A 25,490-nucleotide genomic window follows, 5' to 3' on the forward strand; every position below is an offset into this window, starting at 1 on the left:
GAAACTCCAAAGTCAATAAATAAAGGTACGTATATGAAGATGTCGTTGATGGCAGAAATTCTGCGATCAGAAAAATTATGATGATTCGATACATGCACACCCACGCGCCCGGACAGAGAACTGGCGCAGGCGAATTAGGATTGTGGGCTTTGTCCCGTGCATAGGAGACTATTGAGAGTTGGAATGGATTCAGAAAAGAGAATCGATCACAGATGGATCATGATTCACTTGTTGATAGAAACCTTCCAACGGCTCTTTCATATCCAACATGCGCACCGATACAGCCTTGGTGTGATGTTGAATCGTACTCCTTGACGTCACCAAGCAATTTGCGCATGCAAATTGAGAACAGCGAGAGCGGCGACGGGACTACGAAAGAACAGGTGGTCCGCGAACGAATGCTCGGTATTGCGACGGAGCAGAGAAGAAGATCGCGACAGCATCAATCGCAAATTCGACTGATTCGGTGCCAGAGATTTCGATGTCGCACGAAAGAGTGCTGGCACGTTCTGTGAGAAAGCTACAAATGTGGCAATCCTCAGCCGGGTGCGGATGAGGATGTGGACAGGTCGGTTTCCCGTCAGCAGCTGCAGGATGAGCGTGCCCATGCGAATGACAGCACCCATGTGAATGGGCTTGCTGATCTGCTTGTGTCTTAGAGTGGTGGTGAGAGTGGCCATGCTCTTGATGAGCTTCGGCATGCTCCGTCTGGGCGTGTGACTCAAGTGATTCAACAACATGGAGCAGAGGCGAGTGCAACCATTGGGTCGCTAGCAGCATTGCGAATGACGCAATGGCTAGCACTTTTCCCAATTGTGTGTGGAATCGCCGCATGGTGCTTGATTCGTTCTCACATTATCTGAATGTGTGGTCGTCAACAGAGAAGTCGTGTGCTGATCGTTCAGTACACAGCCGCTACATAGTATTCGTCATTATGACAACGAAGAGTAGGGGGAGATTATGAATTATGCGTTAAGTTCAACTTCAGTTGGAAGTTTTTTCAAAAATTCGAAATCGAGCCAACTTTAATTTTTGCAACCAGAATTGTAGCAAAACCCAGAGCGTGGTGCATCCATATTTTACGCATCGCCGGAAGTTGATGCTTGATGCTTCGTCGAAATAACGGACTGGGACAGGAATATCTCCCAACTTGAAGCCGAAGTGGACAGCCTGTGCCAGAAATTGACTGTCAAAGGCAAAATCGTTCGTGTTGTTCCTCCACGGAATCGTCTCCAGTACTTCTCGACGATATGCCCGGAAGCCGCTGTGAAAATCTCCGAGGTTCTGTCCCAAGGCGATATTTTCAGTGAGCGTTAAACAGCGGTTGGCGACATATTTCCACGCAGGCATTCCTCCGTCGATCGCTTCGCGTCGGGTTCGAATTCTCGATCCCAGAACGACATCACAGATCTTCAGCTTCATCACCTCGACTGCAGCTCCAATCATTCGCGCATCGTATTGATAATCGGGATGGATCATCACGATATAATCCGCGCCATTCTCCAAAGCTCGAGTGTAGCAGGACTTCTGATTCCCGCCGTATCCTAGATTGTGTTCGTGAGCAATGACCGTCAGCCCTAAGCTCTTCGCAAGCTCGACTGTGTTGTCGCTGCTGCAATCGTCGACGAGGATAATTTCGTCAACGAGACTTTTGGAGATGTCAGCGACTGTCCGTTCCAGTGTCGCTTCTGCATTATAAGCCGGCATGACAGCGATCACACGATGCGAACTGGCATCTCGGAGATTCGCAGCTTCAGATTCTGTAATCGCCTCGCTCACAGTATTCCTCGAGAATGCATTGGCTGCTCTGGCTTAAAACCAGATTCGTGGTGAATATACGAGTCGTATGCTCGCCAGCTTAAAATTTGTGCCCTTCTCGCGGGCCGTTTTTCGTGGTCGTCAGGACTTCTGGGCCCTCTTCTGTCATCAGAATGTGGTGCTCAAACTGTGCGGAGAGTGAGCCGTCTTCGGTAAGAACAGTCCAACCATCATCGAGTGGGGGTTGGGTGGCTGCGGCTCCCAAATTTAACATCGGTTCAATTGTAAACGATGTTCCTGGAACCAGAATTTCACTTCGACTTCTACGAAATGGAACGTGTGGGATGCCCGGCTCTTGGTGAAATTTCCGACCGATCCCATGTCCCTGATAATTCTCGACGACTCCAAAACCTTGCTCTCTCGCGAATTTCGTGATGGCCGCCCCAATTTCGATGACCGAGCAAAATGGATGTGTCGCATGAATTCCGATCCAAAGTGCATCAAACGTTCCCTGAACGAGTCGCCGCGCCTCGTCAGACACTTCACCAATCAGGAATGTTTCCGATTGGTCGCCGAACCAGCCATCAACAATCGTTGTGCAGTCAACGTTGACGATGTCACCATCTTGAAGCTCAACGTCATTCGGAATTCCGTGACAGACAACGTCATTCAAACTCGTGCAGATTGACTTGGGGTAACCGCTGTAGCCCAGGCATGCCGGGATATGACCGTGATCGCGAGTATATTGCTCAGCGAGTGCATCCAGGTGATTCGTGCTGACGCCAGCTTTGACGTGCGGTCTCAAAAAATCGAGCAATTCCGCGTTGAATCTTCCGGCTGCGCGCAGCCCTTCACGTTCCTCATCAGTATTGTATTGAGGGAATCTGGGGCGTTTTCGTATTGGTAACATTCGTCTCATGGGCTCTCTTTCAGGAAGACTCCATTGTGGTGGGCGTTCCATCATCCTTCAAGCCAGTCTAGACAGGTCTTCGAAACTGTCTCAATCGGGAATCAAAGCCACTTCTGAAATGGTCGGAAAAAAACGAAAAAAAAGACGTTCAAAATCAACGCTCGGCAATCATCAGCGAGGTTGGCTGTGGGGAAGGCATGCCGTGCTGGAAACATTACGTGCAGGACGTTGGCGACCTTACGAATTACTGGTCTGTGATGATCTGCTCGAAGCTGCGGTGTTGAAGGAAATTCAGCAATGCTGCGACGGTGATCAAATTCCATTGGGTTTCACCGATGCGAACGGCTTGGAGGATCTGGTCCGTGCGCGAGACCATCAAGGAGTCGCAGCCCGGATGCCCGAGTTTCCACTCAAAGATTTTGAAGAACTCGTAAGTGAACTCTCAGAGAAACCATTCCTGCTGATTCTCGACCGAATTCAAGATCCCTACAACTTCGGTTCAATCCTGCGCTCAGCTGACCTGTTCGGAGTGGACGGCATTATCATCGGAGATCGTGAACAGGCAGGGATCTCTTCTCATGTCGTACGCAGTTCCTCCGGAGCGGTCAATTATTTGAACATCGCACAGGTCGAATCTCTTCCTGCAGCCGCGCAGCAACTCCAAAGTGCGGGTGTTCAACTGATCTCCGCGTCGGAGAAAGCCGAAACGTCTCCAGCTGAACTCGATCTGACACAAGGATCAGCGATCATCATTGGGAACGAAGGGGCAGGGGTTGCTTCGGAACTGATCGAGCAATGCACCACTCTCTGTGCCATCCCTCAAACCGGCCATGTCGATTCCCTCAACGCCGCCGTCGCAGCGGGGATCTTGTGTTATGAAGTTCAACGACAACGCCGCAGATCATGAGTATGGCCTCGAAAGCTACAGCAGGGCACTATCAAGGTGAGTGAAGTGTCGTTTTCTCGCAGACCAGTGATTTTGCGGGAAACATTGTGCCAGGTTTCAATTCTTCGGACAAAGAATTCAGAGGCTTTGTTGCTCAGCTGGCGTCGATTAAACTGATCTGTTGTCGAAGTCTGGAGCAAGCGGCAAAGCTTGTTGATCCTGCTTGTCGGGCTGAGTCACAACACTTTTTTCTCTGATTTGAATTATTGATCTATGCGTGCTGTCGTACAACGTGTTTCTTCTGCGAGTGTTACTGTCGACAATGAAATCGTCGGGAAGATTGACCGGGGATATCTCGTTTTACTGGGAATCACTACGGACGATACGCATGACGATGTCAATTACCTCGCCAACAAAATCATTGGCTTGCGAGTCTTCGAAGATGACGAGGGCAAAATGAATCTCGCTCTAGGAGATGTCGGCGGAAGCGTTCTCGCAGTCAGTCAGTTCACACTTTACGGTGATTGCCGAAAAGGTCGCCGCCCCAGTTTTATCGAGGCGGCCCGGCCTGAGCAGGCGAAACCATTGTACGAAAGTTTTGTCGCTGAGTTGCGAGCACAAGGGATCAGGACAGAGACCGGCAAGTTTCAGGAACACATGGATGTCGCGTTGGTCAACGACGGTCCAGTGACATTGTTTCTGGAGAGTCCGAAGCGGTCTTAAGCGTCGATATCGCCCCCCCGGTGAGTCATCTGGGGAGATCAACGACCACCCCAGATGCAACGAGGTCACTACAGGCCAACCGTGAACATGCTTTAGAGCAGTTTGCTCTGCCGTGTGCCCGTGAAGAACGCATTTCTCTAGGGAAAATACTGTTCGCCACGAGGAAGGTCCTGCAAACCAATTCGAAAGATACGCTAGTGAACATGCTTTTTTGAACCAGTCCGAAAACCTTTGGAATAGCCGCTTGTCCCAACGTTCGAGAGAGCAATATCAGGTTTCAGGACTAGTTCTTTAAATGACTGGGAGAGATCGATTCAATTCGTCTTCACTCAAAGCGACATCTCCGATTGGAACAAATTCGTTTTTATCGGGGTCAAAGGAAAAGACGTCGCCGGTTTCAAATTTATAGACCCAGCCGTGAAGCTTGAGGTCGCCACGACTGATCGCTGCCGCAACCGAGGGGTGCGTTTTCAGGCTTTTGAGTTGGACTAGCACGTTCTCACTGACCGTGAGGGTCAACCGCTTCTCAGGGTCGGTCAAGTGGCCGTAGTTCTCTTCAACAATTCGTCGAGTCGATTCAGCATGTTTAAGATACTCTTTAACGGCCGGCATCGATTCAACACAAGATGGGTTGAGGAGTCCCGTCATCGCTCCGCAGTGAGTATGACCACAAATGATAATGTCGCGAATATTGAGAGCCGTCACGGCGTATTCAATTGTGGCAGCCTCTCCGGCAAACACGGAACCATAAGGTGGGACAATATTCCCAGCTGTCCTTTGAATAAAGAGTTGTCCGGGTTTCGTTTGCGTCAGTAGACTGGGATCTATGCGCGAGTCTGAGCAGGTAATGAATAAGGCAAGCGGCGCCTGCCCCTCAGCCAAGGTTTCGAAAAGCTTCTGCCCCTTGCTAAACGCTTCTCTCTGAAATTTGTGAATCCCATCAACAAGTACTTGCATCTTATGAGTCCCGTCTATTCTCTCGGCTGGAATATGCATTTCATTGCAGATAGTCTGCAAACAATTGCAGTCCCACCGAGATCAGATTGTAGCTTTCTCGATTCTCGGCAACTGCGCAAGTACAAAAAAACGTTCTGAAATTTGTGAATTCCCCCGGAATTCTCACAAAGTTACTTAGATCATTCGAATTAAATCTCCATTCGGATTGAGATACGAGCGATGTGGCGCACCAGTTGCTGCTCTCATTTACTACGTAAGCCTTCCGAATTGGACATAGTCTCTCTTGAGCCTCGGATGGACCCGAAATTCAAGACGCCTAGGAGGGCACAACGTGCCGGCTGCAAATATCGTAGAAGTATCAGGCTTCCATCCTGACCAGGCTACCGATCCGTCTCGGATTCGGCAGCAGGTTGAACATGGTGCACATTTACTGCCGACCCAGGGACCTATTGAGGTCTTCGTCCATCACAACACACTTCATGCACTTGAAAGTCTTCCATTTCATGAAGCTGTGAAGGCTGGGTACGCCCGATTCGGGGCCGAACCATATCTCCCGGAGCAGGAATATCGCCGCCTATTGCAAGAGGGGAGGATTCAGGATGATGACCTCGAAGCGGTCGTCATTGAGGATCTGTCGGGACAAAATCGCGAATGGATTGATGGGCTCGGAACGCGCGAGCAAATTCGCCTGGCGATGCTCCGGCATCCTCTCCTTGTCGGACCCGACGCAGAGTTACGATGGATCGTCGCAGAGACTGATGCTCTTGACCGGTTTCGCCCGGAAGTCTCACAGGAGTCTCGCTTACGAATTCTCGCAGGAACGCGAACCTGGATTCAGGATTCACTTGCGAACGATTTGAACCTCCCTGATGAACTGACTGAGTTGTTCTCGAAGTTTGGTCGCAACGCTTCGAAATGGAATGATGCAGCATGGGAATCGTTGACTCTTCACCTTCTCTGGTGGGCCTGCCGAAATGGAGTCCAGTCTTGCCCTGTCGCTTCAAGCCCGGCCAATTCCCTTCGCCCTCGCGACCTACTGCTGCATGCAACAGGTCTCGACACCGACAGGTACGTCGACGATGTTCTGATTCGTTTCAGCACCGCGTATGTCGATCAGGGCTACTCCGATTGGATTCTCCCCAATCGCAACGAGGGATTCTTTGAGTCGTTCGTGACGCTCTATTCTGACAAGTCACCTGGGTTAAGCCGGTGGATGCGAGGACTGTCGGAAGAACTCACAAATCTGAACCGAAATGGGACCACCCCCGAGGAATCAATCGAAGCGAGTCTTCGTGAGTTGGAAATCGCAGAAGCTGATCAGCAGGAGTTCATCACACAATCCTTGATGAGTCTGCGGGGCTGGGCGGGTATGATTTGGCAGCTTGAATCGGGTGTTGACTGGGTTGTGCATTCCATTCCCAAAGGTTCGCTTGTCGGGATGCTGGCTGCTCAGTTGATTTTGGAGAAGCATGCAATTCGACACATCGGAGAAGAGGATTTTGGTGAAGCAAACTCGATTTCCACAATTCTGCAATTAGCACAAGAATCTCTCGCTCGACGAATTCCACTCAATGTTGAACGGCGTGCCTTTCTGCTGTTTCAGACTGCCCAAATGTTAGGTTGGCAGCCTCAGCAGTTGATGTCGTTATCAAAAGCAGATTGGCAGCGACTCGCCGAAGAGATCGACAGCTTCTCCGGGATCGAACGACGCCGAATTTACCACGAAGCATACGAACTGAAATATCGGCACGCTGCTCTGGACGCTTTCGCGGAGCATGCATCGCGCCGCAAGAATATTGCCGCCCCTTGGGGCTCTCAAAGGCCCAGGTTCCAGATTGCCACCTGCCTTGACGACAGGGAAGAATCGTTTCGTCGACACCTCGAAGAAGTCGAACCGATGTGCGAAACCTTCGGGGTGGCCGGCTTCTTTGCGATTGCCATCTATTATCGTGGTGCAGCCGATGGATTCTACAAACCGTTATGTCCCGCGGTCATCACGCCGGATCATTATGTTCAAGAAGATGTTGGGTATTCATTCGAGGGAATCCATCGGGAGAGGGCCGAGTTGCGTCGCAAAATCGGCTTGGTCAGGCGTGCATTTCATACACGCAGCCGAACTTTTCTCGGGGGGATCGCTGCTGGCATCGTTGGTTCACTCGCCACAGTCCCTTTAGTGGCCCGCGTACTGTTTCCTCATCTGACGTCTCGAATTCGTCGTCGTTTCGGGTCGCTGCTGCAACCTCCTCCGGTTACGAGGTTGCAACTGGAAAGGTACGCAGACGACCCCGGCCCGGAAAACGGGCACATCGGTTTTACCATTGATGAAATGGCAAATGTTGTTGTGCGACTTCTCCAGGATATGGGAGTGACCACCCCGAATGCGTTCTCGCGAATGTTCATTATTTGTGGTCATGGATCTTCGAGCCTGAACAACCCTCATGAATCGGCTTACTGTTGCGGGGCATGTGCCGGAAAACGAGGTGGTCCCAACGCCCGCGCATTTGCTGAGATGGCGAATGACTGGCGGGTTCGAGCGAAAGTTGCAGAGCAGGGAATTCAAATCCCGGACGACACATTTTTTGTCGGAGCCTACCACAATACTTGCGATGACTCTGTCGTCTTTTATGACCTCGACCGCTTACCCGGTTCGCATCGCGATGATTTCGAATCGGCACGTGAATCGATCGAGACTGCCCGGCGGAGAAATGCTCATGAACGTTGTCGTCGCTTCGATTCCGCACCGCTTTCACTGACACCGGACGAAGCTCTACGCCACGTGGAAGCCCGTGCACAGGACATCTCTCAGGTCCGCCCAGAATACAACCACGCAACCAATACGCTTTGCGTTGTCGGTCGCCGTGACTGGACTCGCGGGTTGTACATGGATCGCCGAGCATTTGTGACAACCTACGATCCGACTCAGGATGACGCAGAACATTCAATCCTGCTTCGGATTCTCGCCGCTGCCATTCCAGTCTGTGCCGGCATCAACCTCGAATACTACTTCTCGCGAGTTGACACAACGGCTTACGGATCTGGATCGAAACTGCCGCACAACATTGCTTCACTTCTTGGGGTTATGGAAGGGACATCGAGCGACTTGCGGACAGGACTGTATCAGCAGATGGTCGAAATTCATGATCCTCTCCGAATCCTGTTTGTGATCGAAACGACTCCCGAGGCAATGTTGTCAATTATCGAACGTAATGAAACGATCGGTCGTTTGTGCCGAGGTAGCTGGGTTCACCTGGCGACTATAGATCCTGAAACGAGTGATATTCAGATCTATCGCGATGGAGAGTTTGAAACATACGAAACCAATGGAAACGAATTGTCTGAAGCCGACTCCTCCCTGGCATGCTATCACGGTTCACGTGAGCATCTTCCGTTCTCCTCGATTCGAGAAACGGAGTCTGTTCAATGACTGTAGCATCGACATTGCAATTTTTAGGTCTGGTGGTCGTGGCAAGCCCTGCACTCTTATTGGCATCATTAGGGCTTCCGATGTTGCTGGGATGGAATCTGAGCGAACGAACCCAGGCCCGTTTGACGAAAACGAGTGTCTCGGTTGGGCTTGTCGCAGCGGTCTCGATCCTCTGCTTGATGGTGGTCTCCGGTTCGCGACATGTGCCGATTGAACTCGGCAACTGGGCTTCGATTGAACCGGAACATTTCCACTTCCATTTGAAGTTCGTCTTTGATCGCCTGTCCGTTCCGTTTGCCATCCTTTCATTTGTGCTGTGTGGAACAGTCGGAGCTTTCTCGACCATCTATTTACATCGCGAAAAAGGTTACCGCCGTTTCTTTTTGCTCTACGCATTATTTTTAGCCGGGATGATTGTTTCAGCACTGGCAGGAACGATTGAGACCCTGTTCTTTGGCTGGGAACTCGTTGGACTTTCATCAGCATTGCTCGTGGCATATTTCCACGAACGGCCTGGTCCAGTCAGAAATGGGCTTCGCGTTTGGACAACATATCGCTTTGCCGACGCGGCATTTCTAATTGCTGCCCTGGCAATGCACCACTTCACCGGAGCAGGTGATTTCGATCGGTTAATGGGTTCCGGTCCCTGGCCCGATGGGGTTGCCGCGATTGGTTCCTGGCAAGCCTTGGCGGTCGGTTCTCTGCTACTTCTCGCCGCAGCTGGGAAATCGGGAATGGTCCCATTTTCAGGTTGGCTTCCGCGAGCTATGGAGGGGCCAACGCCATCGAGTGCGGTGTTCTATGGAGCCTTGTCGGTCCACTTAGGAACTTATCTTTTATTGCGGGTCAGCCCGCTGTTAGAAGTCTCCCTGCCGTTACGGATCGCAGTGATCGCTCTGGGACTAGTTTCAGCGATCTTCGGGGCGCTGGCATCTCGTGTTCAAGGTGATGTCAAAAACGCTCTGGCGTTCGCATCACTCACACAAGTTGGAATCATTACCGTAGAGATCGGTCTCGGCCTGAGATACATAGCTTTGATTCACATGATCGGACATGCCTGCTTGCGAACACTGCAACTGCTGCGAGCTCCATCGGTTTTACGCGATCACCAGACGTACGAGGACGCAGTGGGTCGCAGATTGACCGGTGATACGGTGAACCCACCGCGAACTGCGACGAAGTTTCAGGTCAGCCTGTACCGCTTCGCTCTGGAACGTGGATACCTCGATGCGATGTTAGATGACTGGATTGTTCGACCATTTGTGAAGACCTTTCGCTTCTTCGATTCACTGGAACGACGCTGGACCAATTATCTTTCTGGAGGAGAGTCACGTGAATCGGACCGGCTGGCGCCGTATGGTGATTCGCTGGAGGACGTCGTCTAATGTCGGAACTCCATCTACCCTGGCTTGAACTCTCTGTGTTACTTCCGTTGGTGGGAGCGATTTGGGTTTCACTACTCAAAAATCGTGACCGTGCGAGGAAGCACAGCATTGCAGTCTGCGGTCTCACACTGATCTGCGCGCTCGGTGAATGGATTGATTTCTCTTCACTTGGAACTTTTGCAGCTCACGATCACTGGGATGTGCTCCAGCTGATTTTTCATCGCGATGTTTTTGTGATCGATGAACTTAGCGCTCCGTTACTTCCGTTGGGAGCACTTCTCTATTTCACGACAGTCATGACCACTTTGCGAACGAAGCTCAATCGCTTCTCGCTTGGCTGGACACTATTTTCCGAATCTGTCTTGCTCGCCACACTGACCTGCCGACATCCATGGCTGATCATCCTGTTGCTTGCAGTGGCGGTCGTTCCTCCCTGGGTGGAGCTACGGAAAAGACAGCAGTCCACTCGTATTTTCTCACTCCACATGGGACTGTCGCTAGGCTTGTTGGCGATTGGTCAATTCTTCGTCGGCGACAATGCGTCCGCTTCAAATCCGTCGATCTTTGCAGGGTGTCTGCTCACTGCAGGAGCCTTGATCCGAAGCGGCATCTGTCCGCTGCACTGCTGGATGTCCGACTTGTTTGAGAAAGCGACTTTCGGCACCGCGTTGTTATTCGTCACACCGATGACCGGTGTTTATGCCGTCATGCGACTGGTGTTTCCGATTGCTCCGGAGTGGGCACTGCAATGCATTGCCATTCTGTCACTGACGACGGCTGTTTACGCAGCCGGGATGGCTCTCGTGCAACATGACTCTCGACGATTCTTCTGCTATTTGTTTTTGAGCCACTCTTCGCTTGTGTTGGTCGGACTTGGATTGGTCACGCCGATTGGACTGACCGGAGCGTTGTGCGTTTGGTTGTCCGTGGGGATCTCTCTTCTCGGCTTCGGGCTTGCATTGCGAAGCGTTGAGGCCCGCACAGGACGCTTAACGCTGGAGAACTTCCATGGCTTGTATGAGCACACTCCTTTTTTCGCCGGGATGTTTTTGCTCACCGGATTAGCATCAATTGGATTTCCGGGCACGATCGGGTTCATTGGAACTGAACTCCTGATGGAAGGAGTTGTTGAAATCTTCCCGCTGGTTGGACTGGCAATTGTTTTAGCTGCCGCATTAAACGGAATCGCCGTCGTCAAGGCGTACTTTCACGTCTTCACCGGAACGCGACACCACCCTTCAATCTCAATGAGTTGTCGCCCCACAGAACGCATCACCGTTTTGATTGTCGTCGTGTTGATTATCGGCGGGGGACTCGCTCCTCAGCCCGGAATTCATTCGCGCTATCATGCTGCCAACATGTTAATTCGTCTGCGCGAGCCGGTTCCTCAACCACACAACGCAGCGGCCATCAAGAACGAACTCGCAATAAGTCCGCAGACAACTCTCCTCACCGAAACCCCAAAACGCAAATCGAACAATGACTGACCAACTCGACCTTGACGATATTCCCCGTGGAGGACCTCAGGGATTCGTGAAATACTTCAAACACGATCTTACCTCGGGGCTGCTCGTCTTTCTTCTGGCATTGCCATTGTGTCTCGGGATTTCAGTGATGTCTGGCTATCCCCCCATTGCGGGGATCTTCACAGCCATCATCGGGGCGATCTTGACGACGTTCATCAGCAACAGCGAATTGACAATCAAAGGACCGGCAGCCGGATTGATTGTCATTGCGATCGGCTGCGTCGAAGACTTTGGTGGGAACGGGGTGACGGGGGGCTGGGTGGACGCGGACATGACAGCGTACAAAGCTGCTCTGGCTGTGGGGGCAGCGGCTGCAATCATTCAGATTTTGTTCGGTCTATTTCGAGGCGGTATTCTGGGCGAGTTCTTCCCAATTTCAGTCGTTCATGGAATGCTGGCGGCGATTGGTTTCATCATCATTATCAAACAGATTCCCGTGGCACTGGGAGTGACCGCCGTAGGGGAACCACTCGAAATGCTTCGAGAGATTCCACATTACGTTGCTGAAGCGAACCCGGCGATTGCTGCAATCGGGATTGTCAGCATTCTCATCATGTTTTCGTGGCCCCTGGCCGGCAATCGCGTGAGCATCTTGAAAAAGATTCCGTCGCCGATGATCGTCCTGCTTGTCACCATTCCGATGGGGCTCGGGTTTGATTTACTTCACCCACACTCCTACACCCTGCAAGGCCACGAGTATCAACTTGGCGAGCGGTTTCTTGTCAAAATGCCTGATCGCATGTTCGGAATGTTTGACGATATCACCACGCCTGACTTCGCAGTGCTCACTCAATTGAAAGCCTGGAAGTGGGTGACGATGTTCTTCATCATCGGAAGTCTCGAGTCGCTTTTGAGTGCCAAGGCGATCGATCTGCTCGACCCGTGGAAACGCAAAACAAACATGAACCGCGACGTTCTCGCTGTCGGAGTCGGGAATTTGTGTACGTCTATGGTGGGCGGACTACCGATGATTTCCGAGATCGTTCGCTCGAAGGCAAACATTGACAATGGTGCCCGAACACGTTTTGCCGATCTGTGGCACGGAATCTTTCTCTTAGCCTGCGTCGCTTTAATCCCGAACATTCTACATGAAATTCCGCTCGCAGCCTTGGCTGGCATGCTGGTCTACACCGGTTATCGACTGGCGCATCCCACGGAATTTATCCATGCCTATCAGATCGGCAAGGAACAGCTCGCTGTCTTCGTAACGACACTCATCGTCGTACTTGCAACCGATCTGCTGATTGGAGTCGCGGCAGGAATTGCTTTGAAAATCATCATTCATATCGGGAATGGGGTGCCTGTCAAATCGTTGTTCAAACCGTGCATCGAAGTTCAAGAGGTTGATGAAAAGACGAGGCTGATCCTTGCTCGAGAATCTATTGTCTTCTGCAACTGGATTTCGTTTCGAAATCAAATTGAAAAGATTGGGCTCTCCCAGAATCGGAATATGATCATTGATGTTTCCGAAACAAAATTCGTCGATCATAGTGTGATGAAAAAACTCCAGGAAATGCAGCGTGATTTCGAACAGGAAGGACTCACGTTTGAAGTTCGTGGCTTTGAATCCCTGCAACCACTTGCAGCGAATGCTCATGCCGCTCACAAGCGAGGTTTGGCTGGCATGCGTCGGCTGACTATCGTTGCAGATGAAGATCTTGAGCAATGGCTGGAAGAGCAAATTGTTGGATTTGGCGCAACCGGATTTACTTCACTTCCATGCCGCGGAATTGGTCGGAGCGAACTCGAGCAGGGTGTTGCATCGACAAATTCAAAGGTTCGCATTGAAGTCGTCATCCCGCAGTTTGTTTGCGAAGACGTCGTCACATTTCTCCGCACGGAAGTCTTGCCTCAGCACCGCGTGACCGCCTGTGTCGAATCAGTTGAAGTCATTCGACGAGACCAATTCGAAGTTCTCTCATCCGAAGAACACTCGTAACTTGAAGTTCAGCAACCTCAAGAATCGTTCGCGAGGCAAGTTATTTTCCTGACGACTTTTTCCGAATTGGTGTTAAGTGTCGATACGTCCCCGGTGATTCACCCGGGGCTGTCTCGATACTGAAAACAAAACAAAGCTGCTCTAGAAGTCGTCATCCTCATCATCGTCTTCATCATCATGATCGGGATGCAGAGGATGATTTGGATCGAAGAAAAAGTCACCTAACCCCATTGGGAGCACGTTGCCTCCGAGGGACTGTTGTTTGCGATCCGCCAGCGATTGCAAATCGACGGCATCTTCACCCAGGCATTTCTCCAAAGAGTTCCGCCACACCTCATCTTTGGAAAGCGGATGGTCTGGCACCGAAGCAAGTTGCTTTAAGGCGAACCGCAACACATTGATGCCATCTCGAGTTGAGAAATCGAGTTTCAATCCGTGCGACTGTTGAAGGAACTCGACGGTGAGGTTGAGCATTTCTTCATTCGAAAAAGGCAAGTGGTACTTCAGAATCGCCAGTTCTTCTTCGCGTGATGGATGGCCCAAAGAAAGTGTCGGCTGTAGACGACTCAGAATATAATCCGGGATTTCGTACGTCGATTCATCGTCATTCATCGTGACTGCACAACGGAAGTCCGGATGAGCCGGAATCGTAATTCCCGCAACAATGGATTCAACATACCGTCGGTGATCGAGCAGCGGAGCGAGTGACGCCCACGACTTTTCGTTCATACGGTTCCCTTCATCGAGGACACAGACGCCCCCGCGAATCATGGCTGTCACCAATGGAGATGCCTGATACTGAATTTTCCCGCTTTCAGCGAGAACCGGAGTCACGAGCAGGTCTTCCGGTCGAGTATCAGCTGTACATTGGTAGATGTACAACTCTTGATTGCGTTGCCGCGTCGCCGCGATGGCTAGAGTCGTTTTGCCAATTCCAGGGGCACCAACGAGACGAGGAGCGAGAGGAAGGTCCGCTTTGTCAATGACCAGCCAACAGGCAAGCAGTTGCTTAAGAACTTCTTGTTGCCCAATCCATTCACCCGGAGTCGAATCGGCATGACCGAGGTGCAAACGGATTCCATCGATTTCTACGGCATCTGACATGATTGTTTTGGTTCTCTTTGTGCTACTTAAGGTTCAATGTTTTGTATCTTGCACATCTTCTCAGCGAGCCAAGTCGCTCTTACGCATCACCTGGGAGTGAAATCATCGTTCCCGATGCCTGTCTCTTCCTGAGCCCCAATCGCCTCCTTCTCTCGTTCGCGACTGCCCTGGCAATTTCTGCTTCAAGACCCTGTTGGCCCTCTGGTTCCCAATGTACCGGAAATGACGTCTGTTTTCCTGTCAGGCTGCATTGAGATTGGCTCATACGGAAAATTATGGGGGGCAAATCAGCAAAATTCGCCTGAGGGTTTGAATTTCTGTAAAAATATAGTTCAGCTCAACGCATCAACATGTTAGGATTAAACTTCATATCAAGATGCGATTCACTGCATTGAGTGTTGGTCCCACAACCTGAATTGAGTCTCTCAGGGGGCAGAAATCCTTCATCATATTGTTATTGAGAGAGTTTTCGACAGAGCTTTCGATTGAAGGACTTCAGGACTTAATACAGACGAAATCTCATCGAAAGGAGACAACTTACTCCCTATGCCAACAACCAGTTCGACATTCATTCGACAACTGAAAAAAAGCCGAATTCTGACTGCTCAGCAGTTTCAAGCTTTTACGAACACGCTTCATCTCACTGAAGAAGTGAGCGAGGTGCAACTGGCGACCTCCGCGGTCAAGCAAAAGCTGATGACGCGGTTTCAGGCAGAAGAGATTCTCAACGGCCGCGCCCGGACTCTTTCCGTAGGCGACTATATTCTGTTCGACATCCTCGGCTATGGAGGGATGGGAACAGTTTATATTGCGAAGCACCGTGAAACAAAACGGCTGGTTGCGATCAAACTCTTGGGAGAACAAACCAAACACGACGCAGGAATTCGAGCAAGATTTCAACTCGAAGCCCGTGCTGGAATGCAGTTTGACCATCCGAAGCTTGTGAAAACACTGGAACTCGGAACGATCCAGGAACTGTACGGCGAGTCCGAATACATGGTCATGGAGTTGGTCCAGGGAGTCACGTTACTCGAAGGGATCAACTTCAGCAAAGGCCCATTGAAGTGGGACGCCGCAGCGGATGTCATTTGCCAGGCTGCCGATGGTTTGGCGTATCTGCATGAACTGAACATGGTGCACCGCGATGTGAAGCCAGATAACATTCTGATTGAAGTCAACGGAAACTCCAAACTGCTGGACTTTGGTTTGACGCTTGCCGATCAGGGAGCTTTTGAAGAAGAATTCTCTTTGGCGATGATCTTCGGGCATGACTGTTTAGGGACGGCAGATTACATCCCCCCCGAGCAATCTCTGGATTCACTCAGCGTTGACAATCGTGCTGACATCTATTCGCTCGGCTGTACGCTCTATACGGCACTGACTGCCAAGCGTCCTTTCCCCGGACTCAAACGTCCCGAGACAGTCAAAGCACATCGATCTCACCCACGCCCCTTGGTGAAGGATATCAACTCGCAGGCGCCGGAAGCTCTTTCCGATATCGCTCGGAGAATGATGGCTATCAATCCTGGTGAGCGTCCACAAACCATGCAAGAGGTGATTGACTTACTCAGCCCATATCGCAACCAGCGCAACTGGGCCTTCGAGTTCAATCAGGTTCTTTCTCAACGGCGTGAAATGCGGAAACGCTACATCACCGAATCCCGAACACGCTCCAGCCAGGTCAAACGCCCTACGACTGTCAACTCTCGTGACGAAACCGAAACACCCGGCAAGAAGAACGTGACAGGTGACGAAGACCTTTGTGATTTGGATTCTTAATTCGCAACGAGCATTCGCTTCAAGGGGCGCTCACCATCGAGCAGTTCCCCGTGAAGCAAGAGCAGGATCAGGCTACAGGATCTGCTCTACTTTGACTGGTGCTTCTTAAGCGAAGCGCCGATGAAGTCGCGGAAGAGAGGGTGTGGTTCGAGCGGGCTCGATTTGAATTCGGGATGGTATTGTACTGCGACAAACCAAGGGTGTTCGGGGACTTCGACGATTTCGACGAGATTCCCATTCGGGCTGGTTCCGGCTGGTCTCATTCCTGCATTAATAAGCTGTTCTTTGTAGGCAGGGTTGAACTCAAAACGATGCCGGTGGCGTTCGGAAATATCAGTTTGCCCATAGGCCTGATGCGATTTTGTCCCCTCAGCAAGAAGACATGGCATCGCTCCCAGACGCATTGTTCCACCTTTGTCGGAGACTGTTTTTTGCTCTTCAAGCAAGCAAATAACCGGGTCAGGCGTGTCCGCTGCGAATTCTGTACTGTTGGCAGCTTCGAGTCCCAGGACATTGCGGGCGTATTCAATGACTGCACACTGCATCCCTAGACAAATTCCGAAGTAAGGGATCTTTTTCTCTCGAGCGTACTGGACAGCTTTGATTTTTCCTTCAATTCCTCGGTAGCCAAACCCGCCCGGAATGAGAATTCCACTGACGCTCCCCAAGAGCTGGTCGAGGTCCTCTTCCTCACACTCTTCTGCTTCGACTCGCTTAATTAGAACTCGAGTTGAATGCGAAAAACCGGCATGTGTGAGTGACTCATAAATCGACTTGTACGCATCCCGGTGTTCAATATATTTTCCAACGACTGCGATGCTCACCTCGTGCGACGGATTACGAACGCGGTGCATTAAATCCTTCCAGTCAGCGATGTCGAGTTCGCCACGTGGAAGGCCCAGCTTTTTGATGATCAATTCATCCAAGTTATTTTCTGCCAACCCGACTGGAACTTCATAGATTGAAACTTCCTTGTCGATTTCTTCAATGACCGCCTCTTTTTCGACATTGCAAAATAACGCGATCTTCTCGGCGTTCTCACGTCCCATTGCCCGTTCGGTTCGCACAACAAGGATGTCGGGCTGAATTCCGATTTGACGAAGCTGACCGACGCTGTGCTGCGTCGGTTTCGTTTTGGCTTCGCGAGCCGCTTTCAGGTACGGAACTAGCGTCAGATGCAGGAAGAGGCAATTCTCTTTGCCAATGTCGAGCGGAATCTGTCGAATTGCTTCGAGGAACGGAAGCCCTTCGATATCACCAACGGTTCCACCCAGTTCGGTGATGACGACATCGACATCGTCGGTGGCGAGTTGCAGAATGCTCGCCTTGATTTCGTTCGTAACGTGAGGAACCACTTGGACGGTTGCGCCCAGGTAATCCCCTTTACGTTCTTTTTCGATGACAGAACTGTAGATCCGTCCAGTCGTGTAGTTTGACTTGTTCGAGAGCGGACTCTTTGTGAATCGCTCGTAGTGCCCCAGATCGAGGTCGGTCTCAGAGCCGTCGTCGAGAACGTACACTTCGCCATGCTGATAGGGGCTCATGGTCCCCGGATCAACGTTGATGTACGGATCGAGTTTCTGCATGCGGACTTTGAGTCCACGCCGTTCGAGTAACAATCCAACAGAAGCGGACGTCAGCCCTTTTCCGAGCGAACTCACAACTCCGCCAGTGACAAAGATATGCTTTGCCATCGTTCATTCATCCTGTATTGAGACCTGATCCGGACTCCTGAATTGGTCTCTCAAAAAATGAGAAAATCCTTCTTCATGAATATCTGCGGATGAGGACGAGCCTAGCTGATTAGATCGATAAGCTTGCGTGAGTGATCGAAAATTGATTCAACCAAAACGATCTCTGGGATCTTGCAAGCGATTTTCAAAGTGAAAACCGGAGGCAAACGACCTCCGGTGAATGAGTTTTGGACACCCGACTGAGTGTCGAAAGTTGTCTTATTGATCCTGTTTCCTCTGCATTCTTTCCACAAACGCAGCATAGTCGGCAGCCGTGTCGATTCCAACGGATCGATGATGCACAACTTCGACAAGAATAGAAGCTCCCGCTTCTAACGCACGTAATTGTTCAAGTTTCTCAAGTTGCTCTAATTCCGACGGAGGCATTTGCGTCAGGGCCAGTAAAAATTCCGGTCGATATGCATAAATTCCCAAATGCAGCAACCATGGACTTCGGGTAAAATGAGCATCTTCGGGACGCGCGAAGAGGAGGTCATCCGGGTCACCATCGCGATAAAACGGGATCGGCAAACGGCTGAAATAGAGGGCTCTCCCATCGGCAGCCCGCACGATTTTCACGCACCCCTGATCGATAAGCATTGCCTGAGAGGTAATCGGCGTTCCGAGTGTTCCCATCTCAATGTTGGGAGATTTCTGCATGGCTGTGACCAACCGATCAATGCAGCCCGGGTCTAATTCAGGCTCATCCCCTTGTACATTGATAATCAAATCGGCCTGAAGTTTCTCATTCTGCACAACCTCTGCAATTCGGTCGGTTCCGCTTGGGTGGTCCCCAGTCATGGAGACTCGTGCCCCAAAACTCTTGCAAGCAGTCGCAATCTCTTCGCTATCGGTCGCGATGATGACTTCGGAGAGCGAGGCAGAAGCACTTGCGGCTTCCCAGGCATACTGAATCAGTGGTTTGCCTGTCTCCTTCAGCAACATTTTGCCAGGCAATCGAGAGGACTGCATCCGAGCAGGGATGATTCCAATTGCAGTCGACATACTGAGGATTTCCTGAACAGGTTCGAGAGATGCATTTGAATGCACACAATTTTCAAACGTGCAACATTCAGCACGCTCTGTCAGGAAGTGAATAGTAGTGAAGGAGACTCAGCGAGCAAACAAACAATCCGGAACTGGTGAGAAAATCTCAAATTCCAGATTTCAATTTTCTTGACAGGTGGCAATTTGCCAATCTGGTAATTGGCCAGTTTGGTTTTGGCTGTCGAAGGGCCGTTCCTGTCAGAGATGCCCCCTGAGCGTTCAACGTCGAAATTTACGGCGTTAAACTTCAGGGGAAGACATCTTTACAGGCACTCGCTTTGCGGAGTGCGCTGCCCCACAAATACTGCGGGGCCATCACTTCAGCTTGAGCAGCTTCTGCCCCGTGGCACACAGCCAGTCACCTGACAAAACGCTCAACTCGCGGACACAAGAAGCACGAACGTGTTTTGAGAGGCTGCTCTTGCTCGTCAGGGATTACTCATTCTCGATACCGTGAATCTCCAGGAAGTCGTCCGGGATTTGCGCTGTTTTCTTCGCGACTAATGCAAAGTAATACAGTGGCACACCTTCCATCGAAAGTCGATGTCGGTATTTTTCGAGATGGAACAGGTCCAGATACTTGGACCATAAGAGTTGGCGAATGCATCGGGAAAAGCCGGATGTGTCTGATGCATCCAGAAACGTATCTTTGATGTTAAATGCCACCCAGCCATCATTCTGAACGAACTGCAACGCCTGAATGAATGCCGAGCAAGGAATATCCCCGAACCCAAGTGCCGCAACGGCAGAGAGGCAATTCACTGACCAGTCTTCAAGATCCGTTTTTTGATTTTCATTCAGATTGGTAAAATCGGCGACATAGTATTCATCATAGACATCGGGACGGTCGCGATAGGCAGCTGTTTTTGCCTCGGGGATGATGTCTGCGCCAATCAGTCTGGCAACTCCGTATTCATTCAGGACTTCCCCCATCATCCCGTTACCAGCACCGAGGTCCAACACGCGAAGTTCTGAGAAGTTTTCCCCGTATTCATCCATCGCGGATTTCAGAATCGTTCCCACACGCTCTGGAGAAGTGCACTTGAGGCGCTCGTAAAAGATCTGTTCATACAAGCCCGGCCGCAAATAGATCTTATCGTAATCGTGAAATCTGAGGCGTTTGTTCTGACCGTCCTCAACGACAGAGAAGTAGACTTCGTCCTGTCCAAGTTTGTGTGATTCCTCTGGTGGAAACTGAATTCGGTAGCGTTGGTTCATGTTGTCGATTTGGGTTTAAGCTCCTTGGAATGTCAAAATCGTCAAATCTGCATTCACACAACGCGACCCAGTTGCCCATTCGCTAGAATTATTGCGCTCACAGCAGCGAAAAAACGCGCCGGACTCACGAAAAGTCAACACTCGTCGAGTGAAGTGCAGTGAACCCCATTGTGTAAACCTGACCAGCAATGTCAAACGGCCCCTTCATATCAGCCCCCGCAAGTGCGACTAAGTGCACTGATTCCACTTCGAAGGCGTTCGGAGTACACTTTGAGTTTTACTCTCCAATTTTATCACTCGAATCCCATTTCCATGTCTTTGCAGCTTACCCTGATATCCCTGTGCGGATTGCTAATCATCTCGCTGGTTGTTGCGAGTGGAGGGCTCTGGATCTGGGGGATTATTCGATACAGTTCGGGAGAACCGATTCTCAAGGATCGCTTCCGTTCTCCGTATGCGAAAGTGTCGCTTTTTGCACTGCTGTTGACGGGTGCCTATCTTTTGATGGGACTCTACAGCACGTTGACCCCAGGAGAAAAACTGGAGTACAACCCGGAACGTATTGAGCGTTTGCTTCACGCCTCGATCGTCGAAGGTGTGATATTGACGTCGATTCTGGGCTTGGCGATTTATGTCAGTGCTGGTCGCGTGACGGAGCTTTATCGGCTCGGCTTCCGGTTCGATAATCTTCCCAGACAGATTCTGGATGGCTGGCTCGGTTTTGTGGCAGCCATTCTGCCTGTTTTTATTGCAATTCTCATCACACTCCCTCTTCGTTCACTTGAGCAGACACATCCTTTTTTGCGTTTTCTCAGTGACAAAGAGTCTATGAGTGCTCTTCTGACCGTCATTTATGCGGCTGTGATTATGGCCCCATTAAAAGAAGAGTTGATGTTCCGCGTCATCCTCCAAACCTGGTTGGTCAAAAAGATCGGTGTCACCTGGGGAATCGTCGTCACTGCGATCCTCTTTGCGGCTGTTCATGGAATTCCCGACTCTCTGGGACTGTTGCCTTTGGCTCTGATCTTGGGGATTGTGTATCACGTGCGTCGCAGCTACCTCACTGTCGTCATCATTCACGCCTTGTTTAATGGCTTCAACGTCGGACTTGTGATGCTGCAAAAATCAGCAGAGCAGGTTCTTGAAAATCCGAACATTCTGAGCCCTTGATGCAGACGAGTCATTTGAAATGAGCTTGCTTCCTTCCCCGTTCCTGTTTCGATATTCCATCCCGGTCGTGGAGGTGAAGTCACTTCCGCGTTCGAAAGCTCCGTTATTGAAACTCCCGAAGCAGGCACAAATTGTTTTCCCGGCAGCGATGGAAGAATCGCCTGAGTTTGCGAAGCTTTCGCTCGCTTGGAACAAGAACGGCCTCGCAGTCTCCGTCACTGTTTCAGGGAAGACCGACTGGCCGGACTGTTCGCCCGACTCCGTTCAATCCTCGGACGGTGTACAGATTTGGTTCGACACGCGAGATACACAAAACATTCACCGTGCATCGCGATATTGTCATCACTTTTGTCTGCTTCCGATTGGTGAAGGCGATGACGGAATGGCTCCGGTGATAAAGCAATTGCCTGTCCCTCGTGCGAGTGATGACGCTCCCGAAGTTGATGATGAGATTCTCCTCATCGAGAGCGAAGCTGACGAGACTGGCTACACTGTCTCTGCCTGGTTCCCCTGCGCTGCCCTGAATGGTTTCGATCCGGAAGCCTATTCGCGAATGGGCTTTTACATTTGCGTCAACGACAAAGAACTCGGGAAGCAACATTTTACTATAGGTGATGAATTCCCTTACCAGAGTGATCCCACTTTATGGGCCAGTCTGGAGTTGGTCTCGAAATAAATCGAAACGCGTTCTGCACGGGCATGGCTGGAAGTGCTGGTTATTCTTCCTTCAGATGAAAAGTACAACCCGCCCATTGGCCGAAGTTTTCTTCAACCTTAATTGTCAGGCTCGTCAAGTTCTCGGTGACGATCCCTTTTAGAAGTTGCTCACCTAACCACTCCGCCAGAAGTTCCGCGGTTGTCTGCTGAATCGGCAACAGGATGCATTCGTCTTTCGGGAAAATCCACCGGCGGTCTTCGTACGTCACTTCGACTTCTCGGTCGCTCTCTTGAAGTCGAATTTTCGGATGCTCGGTCGGCAGCAACATTCGATGGTCGAGTTGATCGACAAGTTCTTGCAGCGTGTCTCTCAATGCGATGAAGTCGAAGACGTATTGGTTCTCATCGAGCGTTCCCTCGACGCGTGCTGCGACTCGCCAGTTGTGACCATGCAAGCGTTCACATAGGTCTTCACCGATCGTGATGAAGTGGGCGGCTGAAAAAACCAAATGATCTTTGGTGACATCGACTGTAAAAGTACGCGAGACAGGCATCGAGATCTCTATGTTGAAGAAGGAGTAGTCGTGTTGGACGGCGGGGGCGGTCATTCAATCGTAATCGATTCTGGAGGAACCCATTGTTGATCACGAATCAAGGAAAACAAGACTGCTGCAATCAGGTCGGCGGTGGTCCCGGGGTTTCTTCGGTTTCCATCCGCACGAAGCCAATTGTCAAACTCCTGAAATGCTGCTGTTCCTTGCGGCTGCGTCGGCCACTCCTGATCAAGAACCTGCTGCGCACGCCGGGCGGACTCGTTCGCAATCGCCTCTCCACATTTGCGGGCAATCAGCGAATCGGGCAGGTGGACCATGAGTTCCAAGTGCGTGCCGATCGTGGCAACTTCCCAATCTTTGTGTTGTTCAAGCCATTCCAGAAATCGCTCCCGGCCGAAAATCAGAACATCGCTGAACTCGTTACAATACTGCCGAGCAATGGCATCACGTTCCGCAGCTAATGTCATTGCGTATTGAATGGGATGACCGGGAGGTTGTGAGACATCCTGCTCCGAGACTTCTCCCAGTCCACCAGGTTTTGAAAGACGGATCGCTTCGTAGATTCGGGAAGCGTCATTCATGTTCAGCGAATCGATAATCCATCCAATTTCTGATGCCAGATCCGACTCTGCGGGAACAGCAGCGAGTGGAGCCAGCAGCAGTGCAATTCCGAGGTTTGCATTTGTCTTGAGCGTACGCTGCGTTTCTGTGATCGCATTGAGGATTGCCTGCCCCACACATCCTTCTTGAACTTGCGAGAGCGATCTGCTCGTGATGTCGGCTGCGACTTCGAAATCTTCGAATCGTAAATCCACAAACGAGGCTCCCGGATGAACGTTGCCAGCTTTCCGAGCAGCAACTTCCAGAAGGGAAGCTGTCCTGATTTGATCCTGAAGGGAGTCAATCTTGAGTGGAATCGTTCTGGATGTCATGGAATTGTAAAGACCGCTAAAGATACAACGTTAAAATAGGTCAGCCGGAGAGCTTGTATAGGTCCTGTGAGACGAGCTGAATTCACGGATATTCCGGTGTCGATGCATTCGGAGGGCGCGGCTAACGGAAGCTTCACTCACCAGGAAAAAGTCAAAAGGACGACGAGCGAGCAGGGGCGTCGATCCCCTCTTCATTTCTTCAACATATTGCTCAAAACATCATGTCAGATCTTCACTCTCCGATGATGGAACTCTGGTCTTTTTGTAACTTCAATGCAACGAAGAGGAGTGCGTTGGCTGCGTGCTTGCTGACATGTCTTACGGTTTCATCCGGATTTGCTCAAGCCTGGACTCAGTATGATTCGAACTGGGTACCGGTCAAAGTTCGCCAGAAATCGGTTGATAAAGTCGAAGAAGCAAGCCCCACGTCCTCAATGATTACGTCTGCAGATGCAAACGAAAATTCGAATGCAAATTCGAAGACGAACGCGACAGATTCTGCAACTGCAAATGTGACTGCTATCGAAACAACTCCGGTCGAGACCTCATTCCCAGCTTTGCAATGGGTCTCTGCTGAGGAAGAAAGCGTCAACACCGTCGACTTCGAAGTAAACGAGATCGCTCCCCCTCCTCCAGAGAGCGAAATTGAAGAACCAGCAACGACCGAAATTCCCGCACCCGCTCCCTTTCCAGTGATTCTGGCAGAGAGTGAGAATGGTTGTCTGGGACAAGAATGCAATTCAAGCTGCACACCGGAGAGCGGTTGTCAGACTGCTGCCACTGAATGTGACGTGGACAACTCCCTGCTGTTGGATGATCAAAGCCTTTGCCAGATGCGAGGTCCGTCAGATCAATTTGAGGCTCCAGCCAGTCGTCGCTGGATTTTTTGGAAAGATGAATGCCAAACATCTGAGCCGGGACCGATTTGCTGCTCTTTGCAAGAACGCATGGTGAACTGGCGACTTTCAAGCATGTACCTGGAGGGCTGCATGCCCGAGGGATATTCACTTTCGTGCTTCATTGAAACTGTCAGCCATGTCGAGTTTCATGGGACGCCACTCGCTTCGAATGGACCCGCTGATCCAGGTGGTTCGTTCGCCGATGCACAGGTGACCGAGGGGAAGAATGTCAAAACCCTGCAACAAATCTCCATCAACATCACTCCGCCGCCTGGGAAGCTTCCCCCAGATCGTGCTGCGGAACGATTTAAAAAGCTGACTGCTCAGGCTCACATCCCGGGAACGCATCGCCTTTGGAATGGGACATCTTTTTACTGGGACGCTTCCTTGTTAAATCATCAGCCGTTGTACTTTGAAGACGTGAATTTAGAGCGACATGGATTCTCTCATGGTTGCTGGCAGCCATTTGTCTCGGGGGCGAAATTCTTTAGTCGAATCCCTGCACTCCCATATTTGATGACAGCGGAACCGCCGCAGGAGACGCATTACACTCTCGGCGAGTCCCGTCCGGGGAACCATGCTTGCTACGTTTGCGAACGTCCCCCATTCAGCTGGAAAGCGGTAGTCGTACAAGGTGCTGCGACCACCGGACTTGTATTCCTGATTCCATGATCAGAGTACTGGGAGCCGGTACTGGAAACTGGTGCTGCGACTGGGCCACACTTGAGCCAATTTACGACTCGATTTCACGTCCATCCGGGCTGACTGCTGCTTGGGCGTCTCTCTCTGGTCGAGTCATCTTCGCTCGAGTAGGATCGGTGAAGGTTGATCTATTGGGCGGGAACTTCATTTTCAGCTTGTGATTTCGAAGTTTTTGCGGTATTTTATA

The 25,490-nt window shown here is 50.9% G+C and carries 21 protein-coding genes; 11 read left to right on the top strand and 10 right to left on the bottom strand.

Annotation, left to right across the window (positions count from 1 at the left end):
• Window positions 1–369: 369 nt before the first annotated feature.
• The 3 genes from Mal48_RS01370 to map all read right to left on the bottom strand — a co-directional run bounded on the left by Mal48_RS01370 (window position 370) and on the right by map (window position 2,677).
• Window positions 370–834, bottom strand: coding sequence for a hypothetical protein (locus Mal48_RS01370; protein ID WP_145195384.1), 465 nt, complete (start codon window positions 832–834; stop codon window positions 370–372).
• A gap of 150 nt (window positions 835–984) precedes the next feature.
• Window positions 985–1,707 carry a glycosyltransferase family 2 protein gene (locus Mal48_RS01375; protein ID WP_145205586.1) on the bottom strand — a complete coding sequence of 241 codons (723 nt, stop codon included), beginning with the start codon at window positions 1,705–1,707 and terminating at the stop codon, window positions 985–987.
• 151 nt (window positions 1,708–1,858) lie between these two features.
• Window positions 1,859–2,677, bottom strand: coding sequence for a type I methionyl aminopeptidase (map, locus tag Mal48_RS01380; RefSeq protein ID WP_231739842.1), 819 nt, complete (start codon window positions 2,675–2,677; stop codon window positions 1,859–1,861).
• A gap of 109 nt (window positions 2,678–2,786) precedes the next feature.
• On the opposite strand from map, the gene rlmB reads away from it, so the two are divergent.
• Together rlmB and dtd are read left to right on the top strand one after the other, a co-directional pair.
• Complete coding sequence (gene rlmB / locus Mal48_RS01385; protein ID WP_197441948.1) at window positions 2,787–3,575, top strand: 23S rRNA (guanosine(2251)-2'-O)-methyltransferase RlmB; 789 nt, start codon at window positions 2,787–2,789, stop codon at window positions 3,573–3,575.
• Window positions 3,576–3,827: 252 nt separating this feature from the next.
• Entirely contained in the window at window positions 3,828–4,277 is a 450-nt protein-coding gene (dtd, locus tag Mal48_RS01390; protein ID WP_145195388.1) for a D-aminoacyl-tRNA deacylase, read from the top strand.
• Window positions 4,278–4,568: 291 nt separating this feature from the next.
• Here the strand turns inward: dtd and Mal48_RS01395 are convergent, their stop codons facing one another.
• Window positions 4,569–5,234, bottom strand: a complete 666-nt coding sequence (locus tag Mal48_RS01395; protein ID WP_145195390.1) for a carbonic anhydrase — start codon at window positions 5,232–5,234, stop codon at window positions 4,569–4,571.
• Window positions 5,235–5,565: 331 nt separating this feature from the next.
• Here Mal48_RS01395 and Mal48_RS01400 point away from each other — a divergent pair, with 331 nt between their 5' ends.
• Genes Mal48_RS01400 through Mal48_RS01415 form a run of 4 tightly spaced genes read left to right on the top strand, consistent with a single transcriptional unit; the run spans window position 5,566 to window position 13,508 of the window.
• Window positions 5,566–8,658 carry a DUF2309 domain-containing protein gene (locus Mal48_RS01400; RefSeq protein WP_197441949.1) on the top strand — a complete coding sequence of 1,031 codons (3,093 nt, stop codon included), beginning with the start codon at window positions 5,566–5,568 and terminating at the stop codon, window positions 8,656–8,658.
• Window positions 8,655–10,043 (top strand): proton-conducting transporter transmembrane domain-containing protein, encoded by a 1,389-nt coding sequence (locus Mal48_RS01405; protein ID WP_145195394.1) that lies wholly within the window; start codon window positions 8,655–8,657, stop codon window positions 10,041–10,043. Before Mal48_RS01400 ends, Mal48_RS01405 begins: the two co-directional genes overlap by 4 nt.
• On the top strand, window positions 10,043–11,530 hold the full coding sequence (locus Mal48_RS01410) for a proton-conducting transporter transmembrane domain-containing protein (RefSeq protein WP_145195396.1): 1,488 nt from the start codon (window positions 10,043–10,045) through the stop codon (window positions 11,528–11,530). The genes Mal48_RS01405 and Mal48_RS01410 overlap by 1 nt, the downstream gene beginning before the upstream one ends.
• A complete protein-coding gene (locus Mal48_RS01415) occupies window positions 11,523–13,508 on the top strand; it encodes a SulP family inorganic anion transporter (RefSeq protein WP_145195398.1) in 1,986 nt (661 codons plus the stop codon). The genes Mal48_RS01410 and Mal48_RS01415 overlap by 8 nt, the downstream gene beginning before the upstream one ends.
• Before the next feature lie 141 nt (window positions 13,509–13,649).
• On the opposite strand, the gene Mal48_RS01420 is transcribed toward Mal48_RS01415, so the two are convergent.
• Entirely contained in the window at window positions 13,650–14,612 is a 963-nt protein-coding gene (locus Mal48_RS01420; protein ID WP_145195400.1) for an AAA family ATPase, read from the bottom strand.
• Between the two features lie 546 nt (window positions 14,613–15,158).
• Between Mal48_RS01420 and Mal48_RS01425 the strand changes: the two genes are divergently transcribed.
• Window positions 15,159–16,391: a serine/threonine protein kinase gene (locus Mal48_RS01425; RefSeq protein WP_145195402.1), complete on the top strand. Its 1,233-nt coding sequence runs from the start codon at window positions 15,159–15,161 to the stop codon at window positions 16,389–16,391.
• Window positions 16,392–16,477: 86 nt separating this feature from the next.
• On the opposite strand, the gene Mal48_RS01430 is transcribed toward Mal48_RS01425, so the two are convergent.
• The 3 genes from Mal48_RS01430 to Mal48_RS01440 form a co-directional block, all read right to left on the bottom strand.
• Window positions 16,478–18,085, bottom strand: a complete 1,608-nt coding sequence (locus tag Mal48_RS01430) for a CTP synthase (protein ID WP_145195404.1) — start codon at window positions 18,083–18,085, stop codon at window positions 16,478–16,480.
• A 258-nt stretch (window positions 18,086–18,343) separates the two neighbouring features.
• Window positions 18,344–19,129: a 3-deoxy-manno-octulosonate cytidylyltransferase gene (kdsB, locus tag Mal48_RS01435; RefSeq protein ID WP_145195406.1), complete on the bottom strand. Its 786-nt coding sequence runs from the start codon at window positions 19,127–19,129 to the stop codon at window positions 18,344–18,346.
• 477 nt (window positions 19,130–19,606) lie between these two features.
• Window positions 19,607–20,389 (bottom strand): class I SAM-dependent DNA methyltransferase, encoded by a 783-nt coding sequence (locus tag Mal48_RS01440; RefSeq protein WP_145195408.1) that lies wholly within the window; start codon window positions 20,387–20,389, stop codon window positions 19,607–19,609.
• A gap of 312 nt (window positions 20,390–20,701) precedes the next feature.
• Here Mal48_RS01440 and Mal48_RS01445 point away from each other — a divergent pair, with 312 nt between their 5' ends.
• Together Mal48_RS01445 and Mal48_RS01450 are read left to right on the top strand one after the other, a co-directional pair.
• Window positions 20,702–21,559, top strand: coding sequence for a CPBP family intramembrane glutamic endopeptidase (locus Mal48_RS01445; protein WP_145195410.1), 858 nt, complete (start codon window positions 20,702–20,704; stop codon window positions 21,557–21,559).
• A gap of 19 nt (window positions 21,560–21,578) precedes the next feature.
• Window positions 21,579–22,235, top strand: a complete 657-nt coding sequence (locus Mal48_RS01450; RefSeq protein ID WP_145195412.1) for a DOMON domain-containing protein — start codon at window positions 21,579–21,581, stop codon at window positions 22,233–22,235.
• A 40-nt stretch (window positions 22,236–22,275) separates the two neighbouring features.
• On the opposite strand, the gene Mal48_RS01455 is transcribed toward Mal48_RS01450, so the two are convergent.
• Both Mal48_RS01455 and Mal48_RS01460 read right to left on the bottom strand, forming a co-directional pair.
• Entirely contained in the window at window positions 22,276–22,770 is a 495-nt protein-coding gene (locus Mal48_RS01455; RefSeq protein WP_145195414.1) for a 6-pyruvoyl trahydropterin synthase family protein, read from the bottom strand.
• A 50-nt stretch (window positions 22,771–22,820) separates the two neighbouring features.
• Complete coding sequence (locus Mal48_RS01460) at window positions 22,821–23,702, bottom strand: triphosphoribosyl-dephospho-CoA synthase (protein ID WP_145195416.1); 882 nt, start codon at window positions 23,700–23,702, stop codon at window positions 22,821–22,823.
• Between the two features lie 221 nt (window positions 23,703–23,923).
• Between Mal48_RS01460 and Mal48_RS01465 the strand changes: the two genes are divergently transcribed.
• Both Mal48_RS01465 and Mal48_RS01470 read left to right on the top strand, forming a co-directional pair.
• Window positions 23,924–25,273 (top strand): hypothetical protein, encoded by a 1,350-nt coding sequence (locus tag Mal48_RS01465; protein WP_145195418.1) that lies wholly within the window; start codon window positions 23,924–23,926, stop codon window positions 25,271–25,273.
• Window positions 25,270–25,464: a hypothetical protein gene (locus Mal48_RS01470; RefSeq protein WP_145195420.1), complete on the top strand. Its 195-nt coding sequence runs from the start codon at window positions 25,270–25,272 to the stop codon at window positions 25,462–25,464. Before Mal48_RS01465 ends, Mal48_RS01470 begins: the two co-directional genes overlap by 4 nt.
• Window positions 25,465–25,490: the final 26 nt, after the last annotated feature.

This window comes from Thalassoglobus polymorphus (assembly GCF_007744255.1).
Taxonomy (GTDB): domain Bacteria; phylum Planctomycetota; class Planctomycetia; order Planctomycetales; family Planctomycetaceae; genus Thalassoglobus; species Thalassoglobus polymorphus.

Excerpts from the sequence above, each read along its gene's own strand:
- Mal48_RS01375 (WP_145205586.1), bottom strand. The coding sequence starts at position 1,707 with ATGCCGGCTTATAATGCAGAAGCGACACTGGAACGGACAGTCGCTGAC.
- map (WP_231739842.1), bottom strand. The coding sequence starts at position 2,677 with ATGAGACGAATGTTACCAATACGAAAACGCCCCAGATTCCCTCAATAC.
- Mal48_RS01395 (WP_145195390.1), bottom strand. The coding sequence starts at position 5,234 with ATGCAAGTACTTGTTGATGGGATTCACAAATTTCAGAGAGAAGCGTTT.
- Mal48_RS01410 (WP_145195396.1), top strand. The coding sequence starts at position 10,043 with ATGTCGGAACTCCATCTACCCTGGCTTGAACTCTCTGTGTTACTTCCG.
- dtd (WP_145195388.1), top strand. The coding sequence starts at position 3,828 with ATGCGTGCTGTCGTACAACGTGTTTCTTCTGCGAGTGTTACTGTCGAC.
- Mal48_RS01405 (WP_145195394.1), top strand. The coding sequence starts at position 8,655 with ATGACTGTAGCATCGACATTGCAATTTTTAGGTCTGGTGGTCGTGGCA.
- Mal48_RS01460 (WP_145195416.1), bottom strand. The coding sequence starts at position 23,702 with ATGACATCCAGAACGATTCCACTCAAGATTGACTCCCTTCAGGATCAA.
- Mal48_RS01455 (WP_145195414.1), bottom strand. The coding sequence starts at position 22,770 with ATGCCTGTCTCGCGTACTTTTACAGTCGATGTCACCAAAGATCATTTG.
- Mal48_RS01420 (WP_145195400.1), bottom strand. The coding sequence starts at position 14,612 with ATGTCAGATGCCGTAGAAATCGATGGAATCCGTTTGCACCTCGGTCAT.
- Mal48_RS01470 (WP_145195420.1), top strand. The coding sequence starts at position 25,270 with ATGATCAGAGTACTGGGAGCCGGTACTGGAAACTGGTGCTGCGACTGG.
- rlmB (WP_197441948.1), top strand. The coding sequence starts at position 2,787 with ATGGTCGGAAAAAAACGAAAAAAAAGACGTTCAAAATCAACGCTCGGC.
- Mal48_RS01415 (WP_145195398.1), top strand. The coding sequence starts at position 11,523 with ATGACTGACCAACTCGACCTTGACGATATTCCCCGTGGAGGACCTCAG.
- Mal48_RS01465 (WP_145195418.1), top strand. The coding sequence starts at position 23,924 with ATGTCAGATCTTCACTCTCCGATGATGGAACTCTGGTCTTTTTGTAAC.
- Mal48_RS01430 (WP_145195404.1), bottom strand. The coding sequence starts at position 18,085 with ATGGCAAAGCATATCTTTGTCACTGGCGGAGTTGTGAGTTCGCTCGGA.
- Mal48_RS01445 (WP_145195410.1), top strand. The coding sequence starts at position 20,702 with ATGTCTTTGCAGCTTACCCTGATATCCCTGTGCGGATTGCTAATCATC.
- Mal48_RS01370 (WP_145195384.1), bottom strand. The coding sequence starts at position 834 with ATGCGGCGATTCCACACACAATTGGGAAAAGTGCTAGCCATTGCGTCA.
- Mal48_RS01425 (WP_145195402.1), top strand. The coding sequence starts at position 15,159 with ATGCCAACAACCAGTTCGACATTCATTCGACAACTGAAAAAAAGCCGA.
- kdsB (WP_145195406.1), bottom strand. The coding sequence starts at position 19,129 with ATGTCGACTGCAATTGGAATCATCCCTGCTCGGATGCAGTCCTCTCGA.
- Mal48_RS01440 (WP_145195408.1), bottom strand. The coding sequence starts at position 20,389 with ATGAACCAACGCTACCGAATTCAGTTTCCACCAGAGGAATCACACAAA.
- Mal48_RS01450 (WP_145195412.1), top strand. The coding sequence starts at position 21,579 with ATGAGCTTGCTTCCTTCCCCGTTCCTGTTTCGATATTCCATCCCGGTC.